Annotated in this window: 18 protein-coding genes; 11 read left to right on the top strand and 7 right to left on the bottom strand. The window is 67.5% G+C overall.

Annotated elements, in window-relative coordinates:
- Positions 1–8: 8 nt before the first annotated feature.
- From D3874_RS13465 to D3874_RS13495, 7 genes are all read left to right on the top strand, one after another.
- Positions 9–359, top strand: a complete 351-nt coding sequence (locus D3874_RS13465; RefSeq protein ID WP_119778541.1) for a hypothetical protein — start codon at positions 9–11, stop codon at positions 357–359.
- Positions 360–456: 97 nt separating this feature from the next.
- Positions 457–930: a formate dehydrogenase subunit gamma gene (locus D3874_RS13470; protein WP_119778542.1), complete on the top strand. Its 474-nt coding sequence runs from the start codon at positions 457–459 to the stop codon at positions 928–930.
- The gene (locus D3874_RS13475; RefSeq protein WP_119778543.1) at positions 927–2,477 is read left to right on the top strand and encodes an NADH-ubiquinone oxidoreductase-F iron-sulfur binding region domain-containing protein; all 1,551 of its coding nucleotides are present in this window, start codon (positions 927–929) and stop codon (positions 2,475–2,477) included. The genes D3874_RS13470 and D3874_RS13475 overlap by 4 nt, the downstream gene beginning before the upstream one ends.
- Positions 2,478–2,488: 11 nt before the next feature.
- Entirely contained in the window at positions 2,489–5,335 is a 2,847-nt protein-coding gene (gene fdhF / locus D3874_RS13480; RefSeq protein WP_119778544.1) for a formate dehydrogenase subunit alpha, read from the top strand.
- A gap of 222 nt (positions 5,336–5,557) precedes the next feature.
- Entirely contained in the window at positions 5,558–5,833 is a 276-nt protein-coding gene (locus D3874_RS13485) for a formate dehydrogenase subunit delta (RefSeq protein ID WP_233559938.1), read from the top strand.
- A 64-nt stretch (positions 5,834–5,897) separates the two neighbouring features.
- Positions 5,898–7,388 (top strand): AMP nucleosidase, encoded by a 1,491-nt coding sequence (locus D3874_RS13490; protein WP_119778545.1) that lies wholly within the window; start codon positions 5,898–5,900, stop codon positions 7,386–7,388.
- A 132-nt stretch (positions 7,389–7,520) separates the two neighbouring features.
- Entirely contained in the window at positions 7,521–8,207 is a 687-nt protein-coding gene (locus D3874_RS13495; RefSeq protein WP_119778546.1) for a TetR/AcrR family transcriptional regulator, read from the top strand.
- A 17-nt stretch (positions 8,208–8,224) separates the two neighbouring features.
- On the opposite strand, the gene D3874_RS13500 is transcribed toward D3874_RS13495, so the two are convergent.
- The 7 genes from D3874_RS13500 to D3874_RS13530 form a co-directional block, all read right to left on the bottom strand.
- Positions 8,225–9,850, bottom strand: coding sequence for a TolC family outer membrane protein (locus D3874_RS13500; protein ID WP_119778547.1), 1,626 nt, complete (start codon positions 9,848–9,850; stop codon positions 8,225–8,227).
- A gap of 2 nt (positions 9,851–9,852) precedes the next feature.
- Entirely contained in the window at positions 9,853–11,193 is a 1,341-nt protein-coding gene (locus tag D3874_RS13505; RefSeq protein ID WP_119778548.1) for an HlyD family type I secretion periplasmic adaptor subunit, read from the bottom strand.
- On the bottom strand, positions 11,190–12,893 hold the full coding sequence (locus D3874_RS13510; RefSeq protein ID WP_119778549.1) for a type I secretion system permease/ATPase: 1,704 nt from the start codon (positions 12,891–12,893) through the stop codon (positions 11,190–11,192). The genes D3874_RS13505 and D3874_RS13510 overlap by 4 nt, the downstream gene beginning before the upstream one ends.
- A gap of 139 nt (positions 12,894–13,032) precedes the next feature.
- Complete coding sequence (locus D3874_RS13515; RefSeq protein ID WP_119778550.1) at positions 13,033–14,202, bottom strand: glutathione S-transferase family protein; 1,170 nt, start codon at positions 14,200–14,202, stop codon at positions 13,033–13,035.
- Positions 14,199–14,894 carry a glutathione S-transferase family protein gene (locus D3874_RS13520; RefSeq protein WP_119778551.1) on the bottom strand — a complete coding sequence of 232 codons (696 nt, stop codon included), beginning with the start codon at positions 14,892–14,894 and terminating at the stop codon, positions 14,199–14,201. Before D3874_RS13520 ends, D3874_RS13515 begins: the two co-directional genes overlap by 4 nt.
- Before the next feature lie 11 nt (positions 14,895–14,905).
- Complete coding sequence (locus D3874_RS13525) at positions 14,906–15,901, bottom strand: glutathione S-transferase family protein (RefSeq protein WP_199699053.1); 996 nt, start codon at positions 15,899–15,901, stop codon at positions 14,906–14,908.
- A gap of 54 nt (positions 15,902–15,955) precedes the next feature.
- Positions 15,956–16,612, bottom strand: a complete 657-nt coding sequence (locus D3874_RS13530) for a TetR/AcrR family transcriptional regulator (protein WP_119778553.1) — start codon at positions 16,610–16,612, stop codon at positions 15,956–15,958.
- Between the two features lie 168 nt (positions 16,613–16,780).
- On the opposite strand from D3874_RS13530, the gene D3874_RS13535 reads away from it, so the two are divergent.
- Genes D3874_RS13535 through D3874_RS13550 form a run of 4 tightly spaced genes read left to right on the top strand, consistent with a single transcriptional unit; the run spans position 16,781 to position 22,467 of the window.
- A complete protein-coding gene (locus D3874_RS13535) occupies positions 16,781–18,691 on the top strand; it encodes a DUF1302 domain-containing protein (RefSeq protein ID WP_119778554.1) in 1,911 nt (636 codons plus the stop codon).
- A 22-nt stretch (positions 18,692–18,713) separates the two neighbouring features.
- On the top strand, positions 18,714–20,069 hold the full coding sequence (locus D3874_RS13540) for a DUF1329 domain-containing protein (protein ID WP_119778555.1): 1,356 nt from the start codon (positions 18,714–18,716) through the stop codon (positions 20,067–20,069).
- Between the two features lie 14 nt (positions 20,070–20,083).
- The gene (locus tag D3874_RS13545; RefSeq protein ID WP_199699054.1) at positions 20,084–21,166 is read left to right on the top strand and encodes an MBL fold metallo-hydrolase; all 1,083 of its coding nucleotides are present in this window, start codon (positions 20,084–20,086) and stop codon (positions 21,164–21,166) included.
- Positions 21,167–21,174: 8 nt separating this feature from the next.
- Complete coding sequence (locus D3874_RS13550; RefSeq protein WP_119778556.1) at positions 21,175–22,467, top strand: DsbA family protein; 1,293 nt, start codon at positions 21,175–21,177, stop codon at positions 22,465–22,467.
- Positions 22,468–22,602 lie beyond the last annotated feature (135 nt).

Below are 22,602 nucleotides of genomic sequence, written 5' to 3' on the forward strand. Positions count from 1 at the left end.
GACATCCCATGACCCAGCAGACACCCTGGTTCCTGATCCTGAAGCCCGGTGACGAAAACCTGCCGGGGTCACCCTGGCACCGGGCCGGCGCGCACTCGCGGGGCAAGGTCGTGGTGCTGCCGGTGTGGCCCATGGGCTGGGTGCTGCTGGGCGCCTTCATCGCCTCGATCATCGCCGTGCCGCTGGTCATCTGGCTGGTGCTGTTCACGGGCGACATGGTCGATGTCGTCCTTGCCGCCGTCCTCACCGTGATCGCCGTGGGCGGTGATATTCTGGCGTTAATCTTTCTGATCAAAAATACCAGCGCAAGATGGACACCCGAATTGGCCGCCAGCCTGAAGGCCCGGCAGGATCGATAGAGGCGTTCTATCGCAACACGCGTTTTACCCCCTTGATCTCAATGGCTGATCAACCCAGCCTAGGGGTCGGAAGCGTCAAGTTGAGGCTGGAGAGTCAATGCCCCAGGCGGGATTGGTCAATGCCGAGCGCATTGCCGAGGTCATCGAGCACTACGCTCACATGGAGGGCGCGGCACTGCCCATGCTGCATGGCCTGCAGGAGCGCTTTGGCCATGTGCCCGAGGCTGCCGTGCCCATGGTGGCCGAGGCATTGAACCGCTCGCGCGCCGAGATCCACGGCGTCGTCACCTTCTATCACGATTTCCGCGAGGCGCCGGCCGGGCGCCACGTGGTCAAGGTCTGCCGGGCCGAGGCCTGCCAGTCGATGGGCGGCGAGGCCGTTGCCGCGCGCCTGGCAAGCCAACTGGGTGTCGGCTGGGGCGAGACCTCGCCCGATGGCCGGGTAACCCTCGAGGCGACCTATTGCCTGGGCCTGTGCGCCTGCGCCCCCTCGGCCATGGTCGACGGGCAATTGATCGGCCGGCTGGACAGCGACGCCGCCGATGCGATCGTGGCGGAGGTGGCGCGATGACCGTCACCATCTACGTCCCCCGCGACGCCGGGGCGCTGGCCGTCGGCGCCGACGCGGTGGCGGCGGCGATCACCAAGGAAGCCGCAGCCCGGGGTATCAGCGTTCGCCTGGTGCGCAACGGCTCGCGCGGGCTCTACTGGCTGGAACCCCTGGTCGAGGTGGAGACCCTGGCGGGCCGTGTCGCCTATGGCCCGGTGCAGGCCCGTGACATCCCCGGCCTGTTCGAGCAGGGCCTGTCGCAGGGCCGCGGCGACAGCCTTGGCCTGACGGAAGAGATCCCCTTCCTGAAGCGCCAGACCCGTTTCACCTTCGCCCGCTGCGGCATCACCGATCCCCTGTCGCTGGACGACTACCGCGCCCATGACGGCCTCAAAGGCCTGGCGCGGGCGGTGGCGATGACGCCGGCGGAAATCGTCGCGGAGGTCACCCGGTCGGGCCTGCGCGGGCGCGGCGGGGCGGGCTTTCCCACCGGCATCAAGTGGAAGACGGTGATGGACGCCAGGGGCGCCCAGAAATACATCGTCGCCAATGCCGACGAGGGCGACAGCGGCACCTTCGCCGACCGCATGCTGATGGAGGGCGATCCCTTCGTTCTGATCGAGGGCATGGCCATCGCCGGCCTCGCCGTGGGCGCCACCAAGGGTTACATCTACACCCGGTCGGAATATCCCCATGCCATCGCGGTGATGAACCAGGCGCTGGAGATCGCCCGCGCGGCCGGCATCCTGGGGCCGGACGTGCTGGGCAGCGGCCGGGCCTATGACATGGAAGTGCGGGTCGGCGCCGGCGCCTATGTCTGCGGCGAGGAAACCGCCCTGCTGGAGAGCCTGGAGGGCAAGCGCGGCCAGGTCCGCGCCAAGCCGCCCCTGCCCGCCCACCAGGGCCTGTTCGGCAAGCCGACCGTGATCAACAACGTGATCTCGCTGGCCTCGGTCCCCTTCATCCTGGACCAGGGCGCGGAAGCCTACGCCGCCGTCGGCATGGGCCGGTCGCGCGGGACCATGCCGATCCAACTGGCCGGCAACATCCGTCATGGCGGGCTCTACGAGGTCGGCTTTGGCGTGACGCTGGGCGACCTGGTCGAGGAGATCGGCGGCGGCACGGCCACCGGCCGGCCGGTGAAGGCGGTGCAGGTAGGCGGCCCGCTGGGCGCCTATTTTCCCCCGGCCCTGTTCGACACGCCGTTCGACTACGAAGCCTTTGCCGCCCGCGACGGCCTGATCGGCCACGGCGGCGTGGTGGTATTCGACGACACGGTGCAGATGGCTAAACAGGCCCGCTTCGCCATGGAATTCTGCGCGATCGAGAGCTGCGGCAAGTGCACGCCCTGCCGCATCGGCTCGACCCGCGGGGCCGAGACGGTGGACAAGATCATGGCCGGGATCGAGCCGGCGGCCAATCTGGCCCTGCTCGAAGACCTGTGCAACACCATGAAATTCGGTTCGCTCTGCGCCCTGGGCGGTTTCACGCCCTATCCGGTGATGAGCGCGATCAACCATTTTCCCGACGACTTCGTGGCGCCACCCCGCGCCCAGGCCGCCGAGTAAGGAGACAGCCCATGTCCCTCGTCGAAGAAATCGACTACGGCACGCCGGCCTCGAAGGCCCAGGCCACCGTCCACCTGACCATCGACGGCAACGCCGTGACAGTGCCGGCCGGTACCTCGATCATGCGTGCCGCCAAGGAGATGGGCACCAAGATCCCCAAGCTGTGCGCGACCGACATGGTCGAGGCTTTCGGGTCGTGCCGCATGTGCCTGGTCGAGATCGAGGGCCGCAACGGCACCCCGGCCTCGTGCACCACGCCGGTCATGGACGGCATGGTGGTGCGCACCCAGACCGATCGCCTGAAGCGTCTGCGCAAGGGCGTGATGGAACTCTATATCTCCGACCATCCGCTCGACTGCCTGACCTGTGCCGCCAATGGCGACTGCGAATTGCAGGACATGGCCGGCGCGGTCGGCCTGCGCGACGTGCGCTACGGCTATGCCGGCGACAATCACCTGGGCATGACCAAGGATACGTCCAACCCCTATTTCGACTACGACCCGTCCAAGTGCATCGTCTGTTCGCGCTGCGTGCGGGCCTGCGAGGAAGTCCAGGGCACCTTTGCCCTGACCATCGAGGCGCGCGGTTTCGAGAGCCGGGTGTCGCCCGGCATGCACGAGCAGTTCCTCGATTCCGAGTGCGTTTCGTGCGGGGCCTGCGTCCAGGCCTGCCCGACCGCGACCTTGACCGAGAAATCGGTGATCGAGATCGGCCAGCCGGAGCATTCCGTGGTCACCACCTGCGCCTATTGCGGGGTGGGCTGCACCTTCAAGGCCGAGATGCGGGGCGAGGAACTGGTCCGCATGGTGCCGTTCAAGGACGGCAAGGCCAATCGCGGCCATTCCTGCGTCAAGGGCCGCTTCGCCTGGGGTTACGCGACCCACAAGGAGCGGATCCTGAACCCGATGGTGCGGGCCAAGATCACCGATCCCTGGCAGGAAGTGACCTGGGACGAGGCCTTCGCTCATGTCGCCGCCGAGTTCAAGCGCATCCAGGCCAAGTACGGCAAGGAATCGATCGGCGGCATCACCTCGTCACGCTGCACCAACGAGGAGACCTACCTGGTTCAGAAGCTGATCCGGGCGGGCTTCGGCAACAACAATGTCGATACCTGCGCCCGGGTCTGCCATTCGCCCACCGGCTATGGCCTGAAGACCACTTTCGGCACCTCGGCCGGCACCCAGGATTTCGACTCGGTCGAACATGCCGACGTGGTCATGATCATCGGCGCCAACCCGACCGACGGCCACCCGGTGTTCGCCTCGCGCCTGAAAAAGCGCCTGCGCCAGGGTGCCAAGCTGATCATCGTCGATCCCCGGCGCATCGACCTGGTGCGCACGCCCCATGTCGAGGCGGCGCACCACCTGCCCCTGCGCCCCGGCACCAATGTCGCGGTCGTCACCGCGCTGGCCCATGTCGTGGTGACGGAAGGCCTGGTCGACGAGGCCTTCGTGCGCGAGCGCTGCGATTGGTCGGAATTCCAGGATTGGGCCGCCTTCGTCTCCGACCCGCGCCACGGCCCGGAAGAGGTCGAGAAGCTGTCGGGCGTGCCGGCCGACGAGATCCGCCAGGCCGCGCGGCTGTTTGCCACCGGCGGCAACGGCGCGATCTATTACGGCTTAGGGGTAACCGAGCACAGCCAGGGCTCGACCACCGTGATGGCGATCGCCAACCTGGCAATGGCGACCGGCAACATCGGCCGCGAGGGTGTCGGCGTGAACCCGCTGCGCGGCCAGAACAATGTCCAGGGCGCCTGCGACATGGGCTCGTTCCCGCATGAGCTGCCCGGCTACCGCCACATCTCGGACGATGCCACCCGTGACATCTTCGAGAAGCTGTGGGGGGTTACGCTCAACAACGAGCCGGGCCTGCGCATTCCCAACATGTTCGATGCCGCCCTCGAAGGCACTTTCATGGGCATGTACATCCAGGGCGAGGACATCGTCCAGTCCGACCCCAACACGACCCACGTCACCGCGGCGCTCAGCGCGATGGAATGCATCGTCGTCCACGACCTGTTCCTGAACGAGACCGCGGACTATGCCCACGTCTTCCTGCCGGGTTCGAGCTTCCTGGAGAAGGACGGCACCTTCACCAATGCCGAGCGGCGCATCAACCGCGTGCGCAAGGTGATGAGCCCGAAGAACGGCCTGGCCGACTGGGAAGTGACGCAGGCCCTGGCCCGGGCCATGGGCATGAGGATGGACTATGCCCATCCGTCGCAGATCATGGACGAGATCGCGGCCACCACGCCCAGCTTCGCCGGCGTCTCCTATGCCAAGCTCGACGAATTGGGCTCGGTGCAATGGCCGTGCAACGAGAAGGCGCCGGAAGGCACGCCGGTGATGCACATCGGCGGCTTTGCCGGCGGCAAGGGCAAGTTCGTCATCACCGAATATGTGCCCACGGACGAGAAGACCGGCCCGCGCTTCCCCCTGCTGCTGACCACCGGCCGTATTCTCAGCCAGTACAATGTCGGCGCCCAGACCCGGCGGACCCAGAACGTGGTCTGGCACGGCGAGGACCGCCTGGAGATCCACCCCCACGACGCCGAGCAGCGTGGGGTGAAGGAGGGCGACTGGGTGAAGCTGCAAAGCCGCTCGGGCGAGACCTCCCTGCGCGCGCTGATCACCGACCGCGTGGCACCGGGCGTGGTCTACACCACCTTCCACCACCCCGACACCCAGGCCAATGTCATCACCAGCGAATTCTCCGACTGGGCCACCAACTGCCCCGAATACAAGGTGACCGCGGTGCAGGTCTCGCCCTCCAACGGCCCGACCGACTGGCAGGAGCAATACCGCGAGCATTCGGCGCAGGCCCGCCGGATCATCCCGGGCCGGGACGCGGCGGAGTGATCGGGATGGTTAAGCTCCCCGGCCCCGCTACACAAAGCCCTCTCCTCCACGGGAGGAGAGGGTTGGGTGAGGAGGTCGTGGGGGCAAAATGCCGGCATCTCGAGACGGCCCGACCCACCTCCCCCAACCCCTCGCCTGCCAAGCGGGCGGAGGGGAGTAGAAAATCAAGTTTGCTGACCGTCATCCCGGCGCAGGCCGGGATCCATTCTGGGGCAGCGCGCGATGTCGCAATGGATCCCGGCCTTCGCCGGGATGACCGCCGTTTTGGAGGGCCTTGCCATGCAGGCTGAAAAGCTCGTCTACATGGCCAACCAGATCGCCGCCTTCTTCAAGGCCCAGGGCGAGGCCAAGGCGCCGGCCGGGATCGCCGACCATATGGCAAAATTCTGGGATCCCCGGATGCGCAAGGCCATCCTTGCCCATGAGGCCACTGGGGGTGAAGGCCTTGATCCCCTCGCCCTCAAGGCATTGGACTTGCTGAAGCCCAAGCAGGCCTGAACGCCGGACGATGATTGACCTGTCGCGGCCCGCAGCCTAAAGCGGGTTGGCGAGGGTCCCGACGATGAACGACAGAATCAGTCCGGCAGTGTGCATTTCGCCCGAACCCATCGAGCTTGGCGAATTCACCGATGCCGCGGCGGCGGTGGCCCGGCTCGAAGCGATCTACGCCCGCAATACCGCCTTCATCCGCGGCTATTTCGAGGCCTTCCTGAAGGGCGAGGTGCCGCAGGGCCGGGTTCGCGCCTGCTATCCCCAGTTGCGCTTTACCACGACCAGTTTCGGCCAGGTCGACTCGCGCCTGTCCTATGGCCATGTCCCGGCGCCGGGCGTCTACGAGACGACGATCTCCCAGCCCGACCTGTTCCGCAATTACCTGACCGAGCAGCTTGCGCTGCTGGTCGGCAATCACGGCATGCCGGTCGAGGTGAGCGAGAGCGAGGTGCCCATCCCCCTGCACTTCGCCCTGCCCGAAGGCGCCCATGTGGAAGGTGCCGTGGCCGAGGCCCTGCCCCGCCCGTTGCGCGATGTCTTCGATGTGCCCGACCTGTCGATCACCGACGATGCCATCGTCAATGGCACCTTGCAGTTCCCCTTCGGTGCACCGCTGCCGCTGGCGCCGTTCACGGCGCCGCGGGTGGATTACTCGCTGCACCGGCTGCGTCACTACACCGCCACCTCGCCGGTGCATTTCCAGAACTTCGTGCTGTTCACCAACTACCAGTTCTATGTCGACGAATTCACCGCCCGGGCCCGCGCCCTGATGGCCAGCGGCGACGGCGAATACACGGCCTTCGTCGAACCCGGCAATGTCGTCACCCGGGCGGGCGACGGCGCCGCCGTGGGCCTGCCGCCGCCCCTGCTGCCGCAGATGCCGGCCTATCACCTGGTGCGGCCCGACAATTCCGGCATCACCCTGGTCAACATCGGCGTCGGGCCGTCGAATGCCAAGACCGCGACCGACCATATCGCCGTCCTGCGCCCCCACGCCTGGATGATGCTGGGCCATTGCGCCGGCCTGCAGAATTCGCAGAAGCTGGGCGACTATGTGCTCGCCCATGGTTACGTGCGCGAAGACCATGTGCTGGACGCCGACCTGCCGACCTGGGTGCCGGTGCCGCCGCTGGCCGAAATCCAGGTCGCCCTGGAACAGGCGGTGGCCGAGGTCACCGGGCTGGAGGGCTGGGAGCTGAAGCGCATCATGCGCACCGGCACGGTCGCGACCATCGACAACCGCAACTGGGAACTGCGTGATCACCGTGAGCCGGTGCAGCGCTTCTCGCAATCGCGGGCGATCGCCCTGGACATGGAATCGGCCACCATCGCCGCCAACGGTTTCCGCTTCCGCGTGCCCTACGGCACCTTGCTGTGCGTCTCGGACAAGCCCTTGCACGGCGAGTTGAAGCTGCCGGGCATGGCCAGCGCCTTCTATCGCCGGCAGGTGAACCAGCACCTGGACATCGGCATGCTGGCCATGAAGAAGCTGCGGGCCATGGCGCCCGAGCGGCTGCATTCACGCAAGCTGCGCGGCTTTCTCGAAGCGGCGTTCCAATAAAACCACCGGCAAGCGTATGCCAGCGATCTGGATCGGTCTTGGCAGGGGCGTATGATGCAATGATTGCGACCAGCGCAAGGATGGCTGTGCCCTGGGCTTTTGAACTCCTGCCCTTTCGTCCGAGGCCCCCGCATGACCGATAGCGCCACCAAGAGCCGATCGCGACCGGTGCCGGCCGGCAATGCCGAGGCCGGCCTGGGCCGGGCCGAGGCGACCAAGCGCAAGCTGATCCTTGCCGCCGAGAAACTGCTGGGCCAGCGCGGCTTTGCCAATGTCAGCCAGCGCATGGTCCAGAAGGAGGCGGGCCAGCGCAACGCCGCCGTGGTGACCTATCATTACAAGTCCTTTGACGACCTGCTGCTCGATGTCTTCTCGCTGCGCATGGGCGCGATCAACGAACGGCGCATGGCCTTGTACGCGGCCCTGGACCAGGCCGGCGCGCTGGATATTCGCGGCATTGCCCGGGTGCTGATCGAACCCTTGGCGCGCGAACTGCTGCCGCGGCCCGAGGGCAATTATTACGTCCGTTTCCTGCTGCAGTATTTCACCGACCAGAGCTTCCGCCGCCTGAAGCTGCCGCTGGAACTGATCCAGGGGGTCAGCCTCGCCCGCCGGCGCTACCGCGAGCTTCGCGCCGACCTGCCGGCCGGGGAATGCAGCGAGCGGCTGTCGCTGTGCCTGGGCATGATCTTCCACGCCCTGGCGATGACCGAGATGGACCTGGAACTGGAGCAGCCGGACGAGGCGGCGCGACAGCAGCTGATCAACGACAAGACCCGCCGGCTGGTCGATGCCACGGTGGCCGTGCTGGCCCAGTGACGATCAGGGCGGGAGGATCAGGGCGGCTGGATTTCGTCCGCCGGGATGCCCAGCACGTCGGTCCAGAAATTGCCGCCCGTCTCGTCCGGTGCGGCCGCCGGCGCAGGAGCCGGCGCCGCGACGGGCACGGCGGCCTGCGGCTCTTCCGCCGGGCTTCCGAAGAGTTCGTCCCAGAAGTCCGGCGCCGGGGGCTCGGCCGGCGCCGCCGGTGCCGCCGCCCGCCCGGCCTCGGCCGGGATCAGGACACCCGGCGCTGTCGAAGTGGGTTGCGGCACCGGGTCGCCGTCCAGCGGTGCGATCGAGAATGCGCCGCCCACCCCCCAGGCCTCGTCGGCATGGGGCTTGGGATCGTAGATCTTCGTCTCCAGGCCGGTCTCCTTGGCATTGAACGCGCCGATCGCGGCCAGCAACTGCCAGCCCGCGAACAGCTCGTTGCGTTCGGCGATCTTCAGGCGGCGTTGGGCGTCGAGGAGATTCTGTTCGCTTTGCAGGGTGTCGAAGGTGGTGCGGAAGCCTTCCACTGCTTCCTTGCGCACACCGTCCAAGGCCTCCCTTGCGGCATCGACGCCTTCCTGCGCGTACCTGATGACATCCTTGGTGGTGGTCAGGGCATCGAAGGCGTCGGCGACCTGGCGTACCGTGGCGCGTTCCGTCGTGATCGTCTCGGCCCGGCGCTGGCTCCACAATTCCTTGGCGCGGCGGACCCGCGACTGCGTGGCGCCGCCCTCGTACAACGGCACGCGAAGCTGCAACTGCAACGAATATTGCTCCTCCTGCTCGCCGTCGAAGGACTGATTCTCGGCATAGAGGCCGGAGCCGACCAGATTGAGCGTCGGCGCGAACCCGGCCAGGGCGCGGTCGATATCCACCCTGGCGAGTTCTTCGTTGCGCCGTGCCTGCAACAAGCCCGGGTTGCCGTCGATCGCCACCGCGGTCGCAGCCTCCCTGGTCGCGGGCAACGACGGCGGCAGGCCCGGGTTGGCCAAGTCCATCGGCGGATGGCCGACCACTTCCTCGTAGGCGCTGCGCGACCGGCGCAAATTCTGTTCGGCGGTGACCTGATCGGCCTGGACCTGCGACAGCCGGGTCTGGGTCAGCGCGATATCGGTCTGCGAGATGTCGCCTTCCTCGAAACGCCGCTTGTTGCTTTCCAGTTCGCGCAGCAGGCTGGCGGCGATATCGCGCGTGATCGCCACCAGCGCCTCGTCCCTGATCACGTCGACATAAGCGGCGACGACGGCGACGAACACCTGCTGTTCGACCGCGGCCAGGCTGGCCCGCCCGACCTCGATCCTGGCGTCGGCGCTATTGACGGCGGCAAAGCCGCTCAAGGGGAACAAGGGCTGGACGATCTGCGCCTGGCCGCTGACCGGCTCACGGGAAGTGGCACGGCCTTGCTGAACCCTGCCGATGGTGTTCGCGTTCGAACCCTGGAGTTCGATGAGGGGACGAAAACCCGACAACGCCTCGGCCAGGTCTTCATCGGTCACGCGCAGGCTGGCACGCGCCGCCGCCAGTTGCGGGTTGGTGTTGTAGGCCGAGACCAGCGCCTCGGTCAGCGTTTCCGCCCGCGCGGCACCGGCGGCGGCGATCGCCGCGAGCGATAGAACGGCGGCAAGAACCATGCCGCGAAAGCGGAACATCCTCAGTCCTCTTTGAACGAACGGGTCAGCATGTCGATCATCGGCCGGATCAGATAGTCGAGGGCGGTGCGCTCGTCGGTGCGGACGATCACCTCGACCGGCATCCCTGGCAGCAGGCGCACCCCGCCCAGCCGGGCAATCTCATCCTCGGGCACCGTGATGCGCGCGAGATAGAACGCCTGTTGTTCCTTGTCGTCGTTGAGGACATCCGCCGACACGATGCTGACCGCACCGAAGACCGACGGGGTCTTGCGGGCGCTGAAGGTCGTGAAGCGGATCTCGGCTTCCTCGCCGGTGATGACCTTGTCGACGTCGGTGGGGCTGACGAAGGCCTCGATCACCAGGGGCTGGTTCTGCGGCACGATGTCCATCAGCCGGGCACCCGGCGCCACCACGCCGTTGCGGGTGTGGATGGTCATGCCGACGACAACGCCGCCGACCGGCGCCCGGATTTCGGTGCGATCCGCCTGGTCCTGGGCCGCGGAAATCTGCTCGTCGATCTCGGCGATCTCGCGCTCGACCTTTTCGAGGTCCTGCACCACGTCGCTGTTGAAGGTATTGCCGACCTGATCGATCTGCAAACGCGCCTCGCCCACCGCGACGTCGTTGCGGGCAATCTCCGAGATCACCTGGCCGCGGCGTCCGGCCAGATCGGCCGCGGTCCGTTCGAGGGCCAGCAGGCGCGTCTGCGCCGCCAGGCCTTCGGCGAACAGGCGGCGGACCCCGGCCAGTTCCTTCTGCACCGTCGCCAGTTGCAGGTCGATGGATTTTTGCTGGGCTACCAGGCCCTCGCGCTGGCGCCCCAACTGCTCGATCCGCTGCAACAGGATCGACACCTGGCCTTCCCGGGTATCGCGCCGGCTGGTGAAGGCAATCTGCTGCGACCGGATCTGCTCGGCCACCACCGGGTCGGTCGCCTGGGCCAGCAGGCGATCGGGGAACTCGATCGTCTCGGCATGGTCGCGTTCGGCCAACAGCCGCGCCCGCTGGGCCAGCGAGGCATGAAGGCGGTCGCGCAGCACCTGCAGATTGGCCTGGGCGCGCACATCGTGCAGGCGGATCAGGAGATCGCCGGCAGCGACGACGCTGCCGTCGCGCACCAGGATCTCGTCGATGATGCCGCCCTCGAGGTGCTGCACCGACTGGCGATTGGTGTCGACCGCCACCCGACCGGGCATCATGGCGCCACCAAACAGCGGGGCCGAGGCCGCCCAGAAGGTAAAGCCGCCCAGGCCCAGCACGACGACGGCATAGATCCACAGGATCGGCCCGCCCAGGCTGCGGTGCAGCGGCGGCCGGACGGTGCCCGCCAGCCCGGCGGGGATTGCGGCGGGAGCGCTCATGCCCGGGCCATGGCCGGCTGGGCAGCGGGAGCAACCTTGCCTTGCAGCTTGGCGATGACCTCCTCGGCCGGGCCGTGGGTTTCGATGGTGCCGTCACGCATGACCACGATCCGCTCCATCAGGCCGATCAGGGAAACCCGGTGACTGATCAGCACCACCGTCGCCCGGCGCAGGCGCAATTGGCGCAGGGCCTGCACCAGGGCCGCCTCGCCATCGGTATCCAGATTGGCATTGGGCTCGTCGAGAACCAGCAGAACCGGATCATCGTAAAGCGCCCGCGCCAGGGCGATGCGCTGGCGCTGGCCGCCGGACAAGACCCGGCCGGCGGCACCGATCGGCGTTTCATAGCCTTGCGGCAATTGCAGGATCAGGTCGTGGACCGCGGCCATCTTGGCGGCGCGCACGATCTTTTCGGAATCGAGCGTGCCGAAGCGGGCGATGTTCTCGGCCACCGTGCCGTCGAACAGTTCCACCTCCTGCGGCAGGTAACCGACATGCTTGCCCAGGATCTCGGATGGCCAGTCCTTCATCGAGGCACCATCGACCCGCACCGTGCCGCGATCGGCAATGGTGGCACCGACCAGCGCCCGCGCCAGGGTCGACTTGCCGGCCCCGCTGGGCCCGACAATGCCGACGGTCTGGCCAGCCGGAATGGCCAGGGTAACCCCCTTGATGATCGGCTGCCCGCTTTCCGGGGCCGCGATCACCACGCCTTCCAGGGCAATCGCCCCCAGCGGCGCCGGCAAGGTCACGCCGCCGGTCTTGGACGGAGGAAATTCCTCGATCAGGCCCTGGATCCGGCCATAGGCGGCCCGGGCACCGGCAAAGCCGCGCCAGGCACCGACCACCTGCTCGATCGGGGCGAGGCCCCGGCCCAGGATGATCGAGCCCGCGATCATCGCGCCCGGCGTGATGAGTTGTTCGATCGCCAGCCAGGCGCCGGCGCCCAGGACCACGCTCTGTACCGTGATACGGACATAACGGGAGATGGAGCTGAGGGTCGCCGCCCGGTCGGCGGCCTGCATCTGGAACGCCAGGGCATCCTCGAACGCCTTGTACCAGCGTTCACGTACCGCCGGCAGCATGCCCATGGCGGAAATGGTCTGGGCATTGGACAGGCTGGTCTCGGCAAAGGACGACGCTTTCACACCGTGCATGGCGCCGGCCTGCGTCGGCTTGCGCGAGGCAATCTCCGACAGGGCGGTCAGGGCCAGCAGGATGACCGCCGCGCCCAGGGTGAGGTGGCCGATGAGGGGAGCCATCAGATAGGCGGCAACGATGAACAAGGGCGCCCAGGGCAGGTCGATGAAGGCCGGGACGCCCGGGCCCGACAGAAACTGCCGAACCATGTCGACATCGGCGGAGAGACGGGCCGCGACACCGCCGGTCGGCCGCCGCAGGTTGCGGCGGAAGGCGGAATCGAAGGCCTTTACCGACATGTCCACGGTCACACGCAGGGCGATCCGGTTGAGGATGCGCGAGCGGGCCCGGTCGAGCATGGTCATCACGGCCAGCAGGCCGCAGATGAGGATCGTCAGGAGCAGCAGGGTCTCCTCGCTGCGGCTGGGCAGGACGCGGTCATAGACCTGCAACATGTAGAGCGGGCTTACGAGCGTCAGCAGATTGACGAAAAAGCTCGAAAGCAGAATGGCTACGCTGGCGGAGGGCGCGTGCCGGATAACAAGGCCGACAAGCGCCATTTGACGAACTGGCCGCACGTTCCGTGCCCCCGTTTGAATTCACGTTCAGGACGATCCCCTAGCAGATTACCACAGAACCGCGCAGCGATATCGCTACTCGCAAGGCCGAGTTCACACCGAAATGGGGCTGGCCGGGCGCTCAACGGCTCTCGACCGGCGCGCCCCATACTTCCTGGTGATTGCGACGCTCGATCCGTCGCGTGGTCCGCAGGCGCGGCAGGTCCCCGAGGCCCACGCCGGCGAACAGCGCATCGACCGCCTGGCGGTCGGGCGCGGCGAGCCGGTCGTAGGCGTCGGTGACACGCTGGAGCATCCACAAGGGATAATGGCGCATTCGCTGGGGGTGCGGCACGCCACGGATGACGGGGGCGATCGTCCCCAGGGTGTTGCGGGTGCCGGGCGGGACGATGGGGGCGCCTTCCTCGACCGCGTTGACCGTCAGCCAGTCGTTCAGCATGGCGACGCTCTGCTGCAGTTCGGGCAGATAGTCGCGGGCGACCAGGGCCAGCAAGGCCTGCAAGCTTTGCGGGATCTCGTCACCGGCCAGGAAGGCCGGGGCCAGGCCTGGAAATTCCGGGCTGTCGATCTCTTGCGCGTTCATGCGTTCCACCCAGCGCTGAACCCGGTCGGCATGCTTGGCCATCAGCATGGCCGGATAGGGATCGCGGCCCAGATGGGCGTAGAGGGGTCCCATCAGGCCGAAGTCGCCGATCGAGGGCCGGCCGCCGAACAGGTAGGGATGGTGCAGGAAATGCGCGTCGAGTACAGCCAGGAGGTCAAAATACTGCGCCTCGACCACCGGGATCGTCTCCGGCGTCACGCCGATTGCCGGCAGGTAGCCGGCAAGATGGCGCATGGTGCCGGCGGCGACCGCCCTGGCCTCGTCCTCGCTGGCCGTGGGGCTGAACAGGCGGCCGATATTCATGGCCATGAAGCGGCCGTTGTAGTCGGGGAAGCTCCAGCGGAAATGCATCGCCTGACGGGTCAGGCCCTCGTCACCGTAGAGCTCGATCAGCAGGGCAGCGACCAACTGTCGCGGCCCGGCCGGATAGCAGCTTGCCACCGGCTCGCAGGCTTCCAGGTAGTCGATGATCTGGGTCGTGTCCTGCACCAGGGTGCCGTCCGGCGCCTCGAGGACCGGCAGCCACAGCTTGCCCACCGCCGGCATCACCCGTTCCGCATAGGCCGGATCGGAGGGCAGCCGTTCGACATAGGGCAGGCCCATCTTGCGCATGTAGGACCTGGTCTTGCCGGTATAGAGCGACGGCGGGGCACCGTAGACGACGTAGGGGGCGGTGGCCCGGCTCATGCCTTGTCCCCCGTATTCACGATGGTGCGGGCATTTTCCGCGAAGGTCTTCTGCGCCTCGTCGCTCTTGAACAGGGCAGAGATATCGACCGGCACTTTCAGGCCGCGTTCCACCGCCGGGCGCGCCTCGATCGCCGCCAGCCAGCGCTGCAGCGACGGCAGGCCGTCGATGCTCACCCCAGCCCAGGCGTGGATCCGGGCCCAGGAGAAATTGGCGATATCGGCGATCGAATAGTCGCCGGCCAGGAACTCGTTTCGGGCGAGTTGGGTATCGAGCACGGTGAGCAGGCGCCGGGTCTCGCCCTGGTAGCGGTCGATGGCGACCTGGATCTTCTCCGGCAGGTAACGGAAGAAGACATTGGCCTGCCCCATCATCGGGCCGACGCCGCCCATCTGGAACATCAGCCATTGGATGACCCGCGAGCGGGCCTTGGTCTCGGCCGGCAGCAGGCGGCCGGTCTTCTCGGCCAGATAGAGCATCAGGGCGCCGGATTCGAAGACCGCGAAATCACCGGCGTCACGATCGACGATGGCCGGGATGCGGCCGTTGGGATTGATCGCCAGGAACGCCGGCGTCTTCTGCTCGCCCGCCATGATGTTGACGGGGTGCACCGTATAGGGCAGGCCCAGTTCCTCGAGGGTGATCGAGGCCTTCCAGCCGTTGGGGGTGGGTGCGGTGTAAAGATCGATCATGGCAATTCCTCTCAGGCGCCCAGAATGGCGGTGGCAGGGCGGCCCAGCAGCGCCCGGACGCGGTCCTGTACCGCGGCATCGAGGCCGGCGAAGGCCGCCTTCAGGGAGGCCAGGCACTTGGCCTGGTAGCGGAACACCGGCTGGCGATGCACCTGCCCTAAGACCTTCACGGCAAAATCGGCTGCCCCGGCCTCGATCGCGGCGGCATTGGCGGCGAGGAAGGGCAGATAGACCTCCGCCACCAGGCCGAGCAGGCCGGCGATCGCCGGATCCTCCCCCGCCTCGTCGGCGGACAGCCATTCCCCGTCGAGGCCCGCGGCATCGTCGACCAGCATCAGCCAGCGCCAGGTCAAGGGCGCATCCCGGCGCATGATCGCACAAGAGGTGGGATCCACGGCCAGTTGCGACAGTTGCCCGAACAGGCCGAAATCGGCCAGCGACGGGCGCGAACCAAACAGGAAGGCGCGGTCGGGCACCATCGCCTCGAGCAGGGCCAGCACGCGGGCGTAGGTCGCGGCGATCTGGGGCGCATGTTCAGGGCCGCAGCCGACCAGGGTCATGCGGCCCACCTGGCGATCGCGGAACTGCTGGGCGGCCAGGCCGATCAGGTCGAGGCCGTTGCCGCGCAGGCGGTCATAGATGATCGCCTTGCTCATCACCCGCTGGTCTTCCTCGGCCGCCCAGCGATAGTGGAACATCACCTTGGTCAGCCATTCGTCGGCGAAATCCTCGATCAACAGCACCAGGAAACGGAGCAGCGGGTCTTCCGGCAGCAGGCTGCGCGCCGGTGCCGCCGCGCTGAACTCGAGCAGCAGCGGGGTTGAATCGTTGGCCAGGCGGCCGTCGGGATATTCGACGATCGGGATGACCGCCGGCTTGATGCGGTTCATGACCTCGGCATGTTCCATGCCCATCGGCACCCAGACGTGCGGCAAGTGCAGCCAGCGCAAGGCCGCCCGCACCTTCATCGAATAGGGCGAGGCCAGGGCCCCGTAGAGTTTAAGCATCATCCCCCCTCGCGTTGGCCGGCCGCACCGCTCATGGGCGCTGCCGTGGATTTTCTAGACGGCGTTGCGTTTGATCCGGGCCGCCGCGACCGGCACCGGCACATGGACCAGGCTGCGATGGATCGCCTTGCAGGTCCCGACGGCGGCGGCGACGAAGGACGCGCGATCGAACTGTTCGGGATGTTCGAGCTTCCAGGTCGCCAGCATGGCGATCGAGACCTGCAGCATCAGGCTGATGGTGAAGGAGCGGCGCGGTGCCGGCATCGGCGCCAGGTGAGCGTCGACACAGGTGATGAGCAGGCTCATGCCCGGGAACTTCAGGGCGCGCGAGACCTCGACGATATTGAAGCCGGGACGCGAGGTGAACTGGCGCAGGAAGCGCAGATAGGCCACGCCCCCGTCGCCCTCCCCCACCTCGTCGATCAAGGGATCGATCATGCCGCGCAGGCAGGTGACGAAGCTGGGCCGGGGGTCGGCCAGGCCGCGCGGATTGATGATCGCCAGGCGCCGGACATCGATCTGCTTCAGGTGCTGATTGAGGATGGCCTTGTAGAGCCCCTCGCGTGAGCCGAAGTGGTATTGCAGCGCGGTCTGGTTCTTCTGCCCGGCGGCATCGAGGATCTCCGCCGTGCGCACGCCGTCGAAGCCGCGTTCGCCGAACAGCTTCAGCGCGCTTGCCAGGATCGCGTCGCGGGCGCCGGCCTTGCTCATCGCTTCCCCCAAATCACATCGTCGCCTTGCGATTTACCGAACCTAATGACTCCCATTAACAAGATCAAGCCCGGATGCAGTTCGGCTTGCGCCGGGTGATGGATTCCATTAATGTCCACGATTAAATGAAAGGCATTAAAATGCCGGGCACCTCCGGGGAGAGGCGATATGGGGCGGGGAACGGGCTGGCGGGCCGTGGTGGGCGTCATGGGCGGGTGCGCCCTGGCGCCGCTGGCGGCGGGGGCTTACGAGGCCGAGTTCGGCGATGTGGCGGTAACCCTGGTGACCTCGCTTTCGGTGGGCGCGCAGATGCGGATGGAAGACCGCAGCCCGCGCAATGTCTGCGTCGCCAACGGCGGGCAATACCCGACCACGAGCTGCAACACCGATGACGGCAACCTGAACTTCGACAAGGGCGATGTCGTCTCGACCCCGGCCCGCGTCAGCAGCGAATTGACCGCGACATGGGCGAACTTCGGCGTCTATGTCCGCGGCACGGCGCTTTACGATGCCATACTGGATAACAACGACCTGGCGGTGAACGGCCCGGCGACGCGCGACTATCGCGGCGCGCTGGCGCCCACGGCGCGCGACGCCGCGGCCAAGACCATCGAATTGCAGGACGCCTATGTGAAGGGCAGCTTCCAGGTTTTCGGCAGCACGCTGAATGTCCGCCTGGGCCAGCAGACCATCATCTGGGGCGAGGCACTGGTGACGCAGAACGGCATCAACGTCATCAATCCGCTGGATGTCGCCAAGATCCGCGTCCCCGGCGCGGAACTGCGCGACGCCCTGATCCCGGTGCCGGCCCTGTTCGCCAGCTACAACCTGGGCGACGGGTTGAGCGCCGAGGCCTTCTACCAGTTCAAGTTCCGCCCGTTCCGCCTCGAAGTGCCGGGCACCTATTTCTCGACCAACGACTTCGTCGGCCAGGGCGGCCGGGGCGTGGGTGTGGGCGGCGACTATGACGACATGGCGCCCGACGGCACCTTGCTGTCGATCCCCCGCCACGAGGACGAGCGGCCCGACGACGCCTGGGAGAATTTCGGCGCCGCCCTGCGTTACTACTCGCCCGCGCTGAACGATACCGAATTCGGCCTGTACTACATCCGTTACACCAGCCGGACGCCGGTGCCGGTGTTCACGGCGCCCAGCGGCAGCGACTACCAGCGCCTACCGCCCGGCGTACCCGCCCTGCTTAGCCCCTTCATTCCCGAAGGCGGCGTGGGTGCCGGCGGCGGCTCGCCCCTGCAGGACATCATCGGCCAGTTGCCCGGCCTCTCCCCCTTGGCGCCGCTGCAGGCCAATGCCCGCAACAGCAAGGTGGTCAATACCTATCCGACCGGCATCGATGCCTTCGGCGTCAGCTTCAACACCAAGCTCGAGGCGACGGGCACCGCCCTGAACGGCGAGGTTTCCTACAAGCTGGACGTGCCGGTGGTGGTCGAGGAGACCACGGTCATCAGCGATTTCATCAATGGCCTATCCGAACTGCCGCTGGCGGGGCCGACGCAACTGGGCACCAACGTCAACCGGCCGGGCCTGGTATCCTCGACCGGGCGGCCGCACGATGTCCTCACCTTCATCCTGCGCGCGACCCAGTTTTTCACCCAGACCGACCTCATCCCCCGCCTGCTGGGTGCCGCCGGCGGCACCCTGGTGGCCGAGGCCGGCCTGATCCACGTCGATATCCCCGATGCCTCGGTGCTGGCCTATGACGCGCCGGGCACCTATCGCACGCCGGGCACGGGCCAGCCCGAGGATGGGCTGAAGTTCAAGGAAGACTATGCCACCGCCTGGTCGGGCGGCCTCACCACCTTGTTGCAGGTCGCCTATCCCGACGTGATGCCCAACCTGAACCTCACCACGGGCTTTGCCCACACCATCGGCCTGGGCGGCAACACGCCCCTGCCCGGCGGCTTCGTCGAGCACGTCAACAGTCTCAATTTCTTCGTGCAGTTCGACTACCTGATCGATTGGCGCCTGCAGGTGAACTACGCCATGTCGTTCGGCGGCGGGCGGCAGAACATCACGTCCGACCGCGACTTCGTCGGCGTCTCGCTCAGCTATCAATTCTGATGCCCCGGGAAAGAACCACGCCATGACGCCGATCCTTCCTGTCTTCCTGGGCACGCTGCTGCTGGCCGCCACGGCCCATGCCGGCGACCCCGGCCGGCTGGGCCGCGACCTGACCCCCATGGGGGCGATCAAGGCCGGCAATGCCGACGGTTCCATCCCGGCCTGGGACGGCGGCATCACCACGCCGCCCGCCGGCTACAAGCCAGGCGGCCCGCTGGTCGACCCCTTCGCGGGCGAGGCCCCGACCGTCACCATCACCGCGGCCAATGCCGCCGCCTATGCGGCACTGCTGCCGGCAGGGCAGCAGGAGATGCTGCGGCTTTATCCCAGCTACAAGGTGCCGGTCTATCCCAGCCACCGTTCCTGCGCCAATGTCCAGAAGGTGTACGACGGCACCAAAAAGAATGCCGAGATCGCCAAGCTGAGCGCCAGCGGCAACGGCCTGCTGGACGGCACCATCGGCATCCCCTTCCCGATGGCGGCGAGCGGCATCGAGATGTTCTGGAACCATCGCCTGCGGCCACGCGGCGGCTTCACCTTCCGGCGCAATTTCGCCCTGGCCGCGGTCTCGCGCACCGGCGACTACAAGCTGGTCAAGGTGCGCGACGAGGGCATCATCCACCTGATGGGGCCGGGCCTGAAGGCGCCGGGCGATATCGACACGATCGCCAAGCTGAACAATGTCTGGATCACCTATATGGCGACCACGACGGCCCCGGCGCGCCTGTCGGGCCAGATCACCCTGGTCTATGACAACATCAACGACGATGTCGGCCCGCGCCAGGCCTGGCAGTACAATCCCGGCACCAGGCGCGTGCTGCGGGCGCCCGACCTGGCCTTCGACGCGCCCGGCACCAATGCCGACGGCCTGGGGACAGTCGACCAGTTCGACATGATGAACGGCTCGCCCGAGCGCTACAGCTTCAAGCACCTGGGCGACCAGGAGGCGATCATCGGCTACAACGCCTACCGCGCCAAGCTGATGCCCTACAAGGAGCTGCTGACCGGCCAGCACATCAACCAGGATGCCATGCGTTACGAGCGGCACCGGGTGCATGTGGTCGAGGCGACCTTGAAGCCGGGCGCCCGCCACGTCTATGCCCGGCGGGTGTTCTTCCAGGACGAGGATAGCTGGTCCTTCGCCGCCGCCACCCTGTACGACACGCGCGGCGCCGTCTGGCGCTTCCAGGAAGCGCCGGTGGTCAATTCCTACGACGTGCCGTTCTGCGGGACGGCGCTGGAGATCAGCAACGACCTGCAATCGGCACGCTACCTCGCCGCGGTCATGACCAACGAGGAAAAGATGCCCGATTGGAAGGCCGAGGTGAACCCCGACAATTTCACCCCGGACGCCCTGCGTTCCCTGGGGACACGCTGATCGAGGAGTTGATCGTGAAGATTCTGCGCAGGCTTTTGTTTGTCCTGGTCGGCCTGGCGGTCGTCGTCACCGGTATCTACCTCGTCTGGGGCAACCAGATCATGCTGATGGTGGCCGAGCGTGTCGCCCGGGCCAATTTCGCGGCCGATCGCGGTGCCGAACTGCCCGACGGCCTTCATCTGGTCGTGTGCGGCGCGGCCGGGCCGATGCCCGACGCCGTCCGCTCGGGCCCCTGCATGCTGGTGGTGGCGGGCAAGCACAGCTTCATGGTCGACGCCGGCACCAACGGCGCCCGCAACCTGACGCGCATGGGCTTCCGCCTGGGTGGCCTCGACGCCGTGCTGCTGACCCATTTCCATTCCGATCATATCGACGGCCTGGGCGAGACCTTGATGCTGCGCTGGGCCACCGCCGCCCACCAGCAGCCGACGCCGGTCTATGGCCCGCCAGGGGTGGAGCGGGTGGTCGCGGGCTTCAACGAGGCCTATGCCCTGGACGCGACCTATCGCACCGCGCACCACGGCGCCACCCTGGTCCCGCCCGAGGGCAACGGCGGCACCGCCATGCCCTTCGCGGCCCCGCAGGGCGACCAGGGTGTCGTCGTCTACGAGCAGGACGGGGTGAAGATCACCGCCTTCCATGTCGACCATTCCCCGATCGAGCCGGCAGTCGGCTATCGCTTCGACTACGGCGGCCGCAGCCTGGTGATCAGCGGCGATACCAAGGCCAACCCGAATGTCGAGAAATTCTCCAAGGGCGTCGACCTGCTGGCCCACGAGGCCCTGGCGCGCAACCTGATCATGACCATGAGCGATGCCGCCGCGGCGGCCGGGCGCGCCAACTTCGCCCAGATCATGAAGGACATCCTGACCTACCACACCTCGCCGGCCGAAGCGGCGGCGATCGCCCAGCGCGCCGGTGTGCGCTACCTGCTGTTCGTCCATATCGTGCCGCCGCTGCCGACCCCCCTGCTGCACGGCCTGTTCCTGGAAGGGGTAAGCGACGCCTATAACGGCCCTGCCGCCATCGCCCGTGACGGCACGATGATCTCGCTGCCCAAGGGCAGCGACGCGATCGACACCGACAGCCTGATGTGAGCCGGCCCATGTCGCTTCGCAGTGTCATCGCCCCCGTCGTCTCGACCCTGATCACCAGCGAGCGCCTGCGCGCCCGCCGGGCCGGCCGGGCGGAAAAATTGCGCGCGCGCCGGGGCCGCCCCCACGAGATCCACTACTTCCATCAGGTGGAGGATCCCTATTCGCTGCTGGCGGCCGGCGCGCTGCCCGCCCTCGCCGCCCGCGCCGGCGTCGAGATCGTGCCGCATCTGGTGCCGCCGCCACCCGACTGGGCAGCCCCCGAACGCCGGATGCTGGAGACCTTCGCCAGGCGGGATGCGGCCGATCTCGCCGGCCACCTGGGCCTGGCCGGGCAGGATTTCGGCCGGCCGCCCGCACCGGCGCAAGCACACGAGGCCGCCGGCAAGCTGGCCGCCGCGATAGCAGAGGGCCGGTTCGTCGCCGACGCGGCCGCCATCACCGCTGCCACCTGGGGCGGCGCGGCGGTGGCCGCACCGGCGGCCGACCCCACCGAGAGCCTGCGCGCCGGCGACGCCCTGCGCCAGGAACTGGGCCACTACCTGGGTGCCACCTTCCACTATGCCGGCGAATGGTACTGGGGCCTCGACCGGCTGCATTACCTGGAGTCGCGGCTGGACGGCCTGGATGCCCGCCGCCGCGACGGCGGACCTTCGCCGCAGTTTCCACGCACCCGCCTGCGCCTGATGCCCGAACTGGCCGGACGCCTGGCCGGCCGCCCGCTGGAACTCTTCTTCTCGTTCCGCTCGCCCTACAGCTACATCGTGCTGCCGCGGGTCTATGCCCTGGCGGCGCACTATGGTGCCGAACTGCGCCTGCGCTTCGTCCTGCCGATGGTTACGCGCGGGCTGCCGGTGCCGGCGGCAAAGCGCCTGTATATCGTGCGCGATACCAAGCGCGAAGCGGTCAGCGAGGGCCTGCCCTTCGGCCGGATCGTCGACCCGCTGGGCAAGGCGGTCGAACGCGGCCTGGCCATCCTGCACCACGCCGTCGGGCAAGGCCCCGGCGCCGGGCAGGACTTTGCCCTGTCCTTCCTCTCGGGCGTCTTTGCCGACGGCATCGACGCGGCCAGCGACAAGGGCCTGCGCCAGATCGTCGAGCGGGCCGGCCTCGACTGGGCGGTCGCGCGGCCCGCCATGGCCAGCGATGCCTGGCGTGGCACGGCCGAGGTGAATCGCCAGGCGATGATCGACCTGGGCCTGTGGGGCGTGCCGTCGCTGCGCTTCGGCGAGGTTTCGACCTGGGGCCAGGACCGCCTGTGGCGGATCGAGGCCGCCATGATCGATGCCGCGGCGAACCTCTGAAATGTGGCGCCTGGCATCCCTGGCCGCCGTGATGGTACTGGCCGCCTGCGGGCCCCAGGCGGGGGTGATCCCCCCGTCACGCGCTGTCTGGCCAGGCTGGCGACGCCCGATCCGGCGACGCCCTGGGCCGGCATG

Source organism: Oleomonas cavernae (assembly GCF_003590945.1).
Taxonomy (GTDB): domain Bacteria; phylum Pseudomonadota; class Alphaproteobacteria; order Zavarziniales; family Zavarziniaceae; genus Zavarzinia; species Zavarzinia cavernae.

What these genes read in the sequence shown, in the direction of transcription:
- D3874_RS13520 (WP_119778551.1), bottom strand. Translation starts at nt 14,894, where the DNA reads ATGATCGATCTTTACACCGCACCCACCCCCAACGGCTGGAAGGCCTCG.
- D3874_RS13495 (WP_119778546.1), top strand. Translation starts at nt 7,521, where the DNA reads ATGACCGATAGCGCCACCAAGAGCCGATCGCGACCGGTGCCGGCCGGC.
- D3874_RS13505 (WP_119778548.1), bottom strand. Translation starts at nt 11,193, where the DNA reads ATGAGCGCTCCCGCCGCAATCCCCGCCGGGCTGGCGGGCACCGTCCGG.
- D3874_RS13475 (WP_119778543.1), top strand. Translation starts at nt 927, where the DNA reads ATGACCGTCACCATCTACGTCCCCCGCGACGCCGGGGCGCTGGCCGTC.
- D3874_RS13525 (WP_199699053.1), bottom strand. Translation starts at nt 15,901, where the DNA reads ATGCTTAAACTCTACGGGGCCCTGGCCTCGCCCTATTCGATGAAGGTG.
- D3874_RS13515 (WP_119778550.1), bottom strand. Translation starts at nt 14,202, where the DNA reads ATGAGCCGGGCCACCGCCCCCTACGTCGTCTACGGTGCCCCGCCGTCG.
- D3874_RS13535 (WP_119778554.1), top strand. Translation starts at nt 16,781, where the DNA reads ATGGGGCGGGGAACGGGCTGGCGGGCCGTGGTGGGCGTCATGGGCGGG.
- D3874_RS13550 (WP_119778556.1), top strand. Translation starts at nt 21,175, where the DNA reads ATGTCGCTTCGCAGTGTCATCGCCCCCGTCGTCTCGACCCTGATCACC.
- D3874_RS13540 (WP_119778555.1), top strand. Translation starts at nt 18,714, where the DNA reads ATGACGCCGATCCTTCCTGTCTTCCTGGGCACGCTGCTGCTGGCCGCC.
- D3874_RS13470 (WP_119778542.1), top strand. Translation starts at nt 457, where the DNA reads ATGCCCCAGGCGGGATTGGTCAATGCCGAGCGCATTGCCGAGGTCATC.
- fdhF (WP_119778544.1), top strand. Translation starts at nt 2,489, where the DNA reads ATGTCCCTCGTCGAAGAAATCGACTACGGCACGCCGGCCTCGAAGGCC.
- D3874_RS13485 (WP_233559938.1), top strand. Translation starts at nt 5,558, where the DNA reads ATGTCGCAATGGATCCCGGCCTTCGCCGGGATGACCGCCGTTTTGGAG.
- D3874_RS13510 (WP_119778549.1), bottom strand. Translation starts at nt 12,893, where the DNA reads ATGGCGCTTGTCGGCCTTGTTATCCGGCACGCGCCCTCCGCCAGCGTA.
- D3874_RS13530 (WP_119778553.1), bottom strand. Translation starts at nt 16,612, where the DNA reads ATGAGCAAGGCCGGCGCCCGCGACGCGATCCTGGCAAGCGCGCTGAAG.
- D3874_RS13465 (WP_119778541.1), top strand. Translation starts at nt 9, where the DNA reads ATGACCCAGCAGACACCCTGGTTCCTGATCCTGAAGCCCGGTGACGAA.
- D3874_RS13500 (WP_119778547.1), bottom strand. Translation starts at nt 9,850, where the DNA reads ATGTTCCGCTTTCGCGGCATGGTTCTTGCCGCCGTTCTATCGCTCGCG.
- D3874_RS13490 (WP_119778545.1), top strand. Translation starts at nt 5,898, where the DNA reads ATGAACGACAGAATCAGTCCGGCAGTGTGCATTTCGCCCGAACCCATC.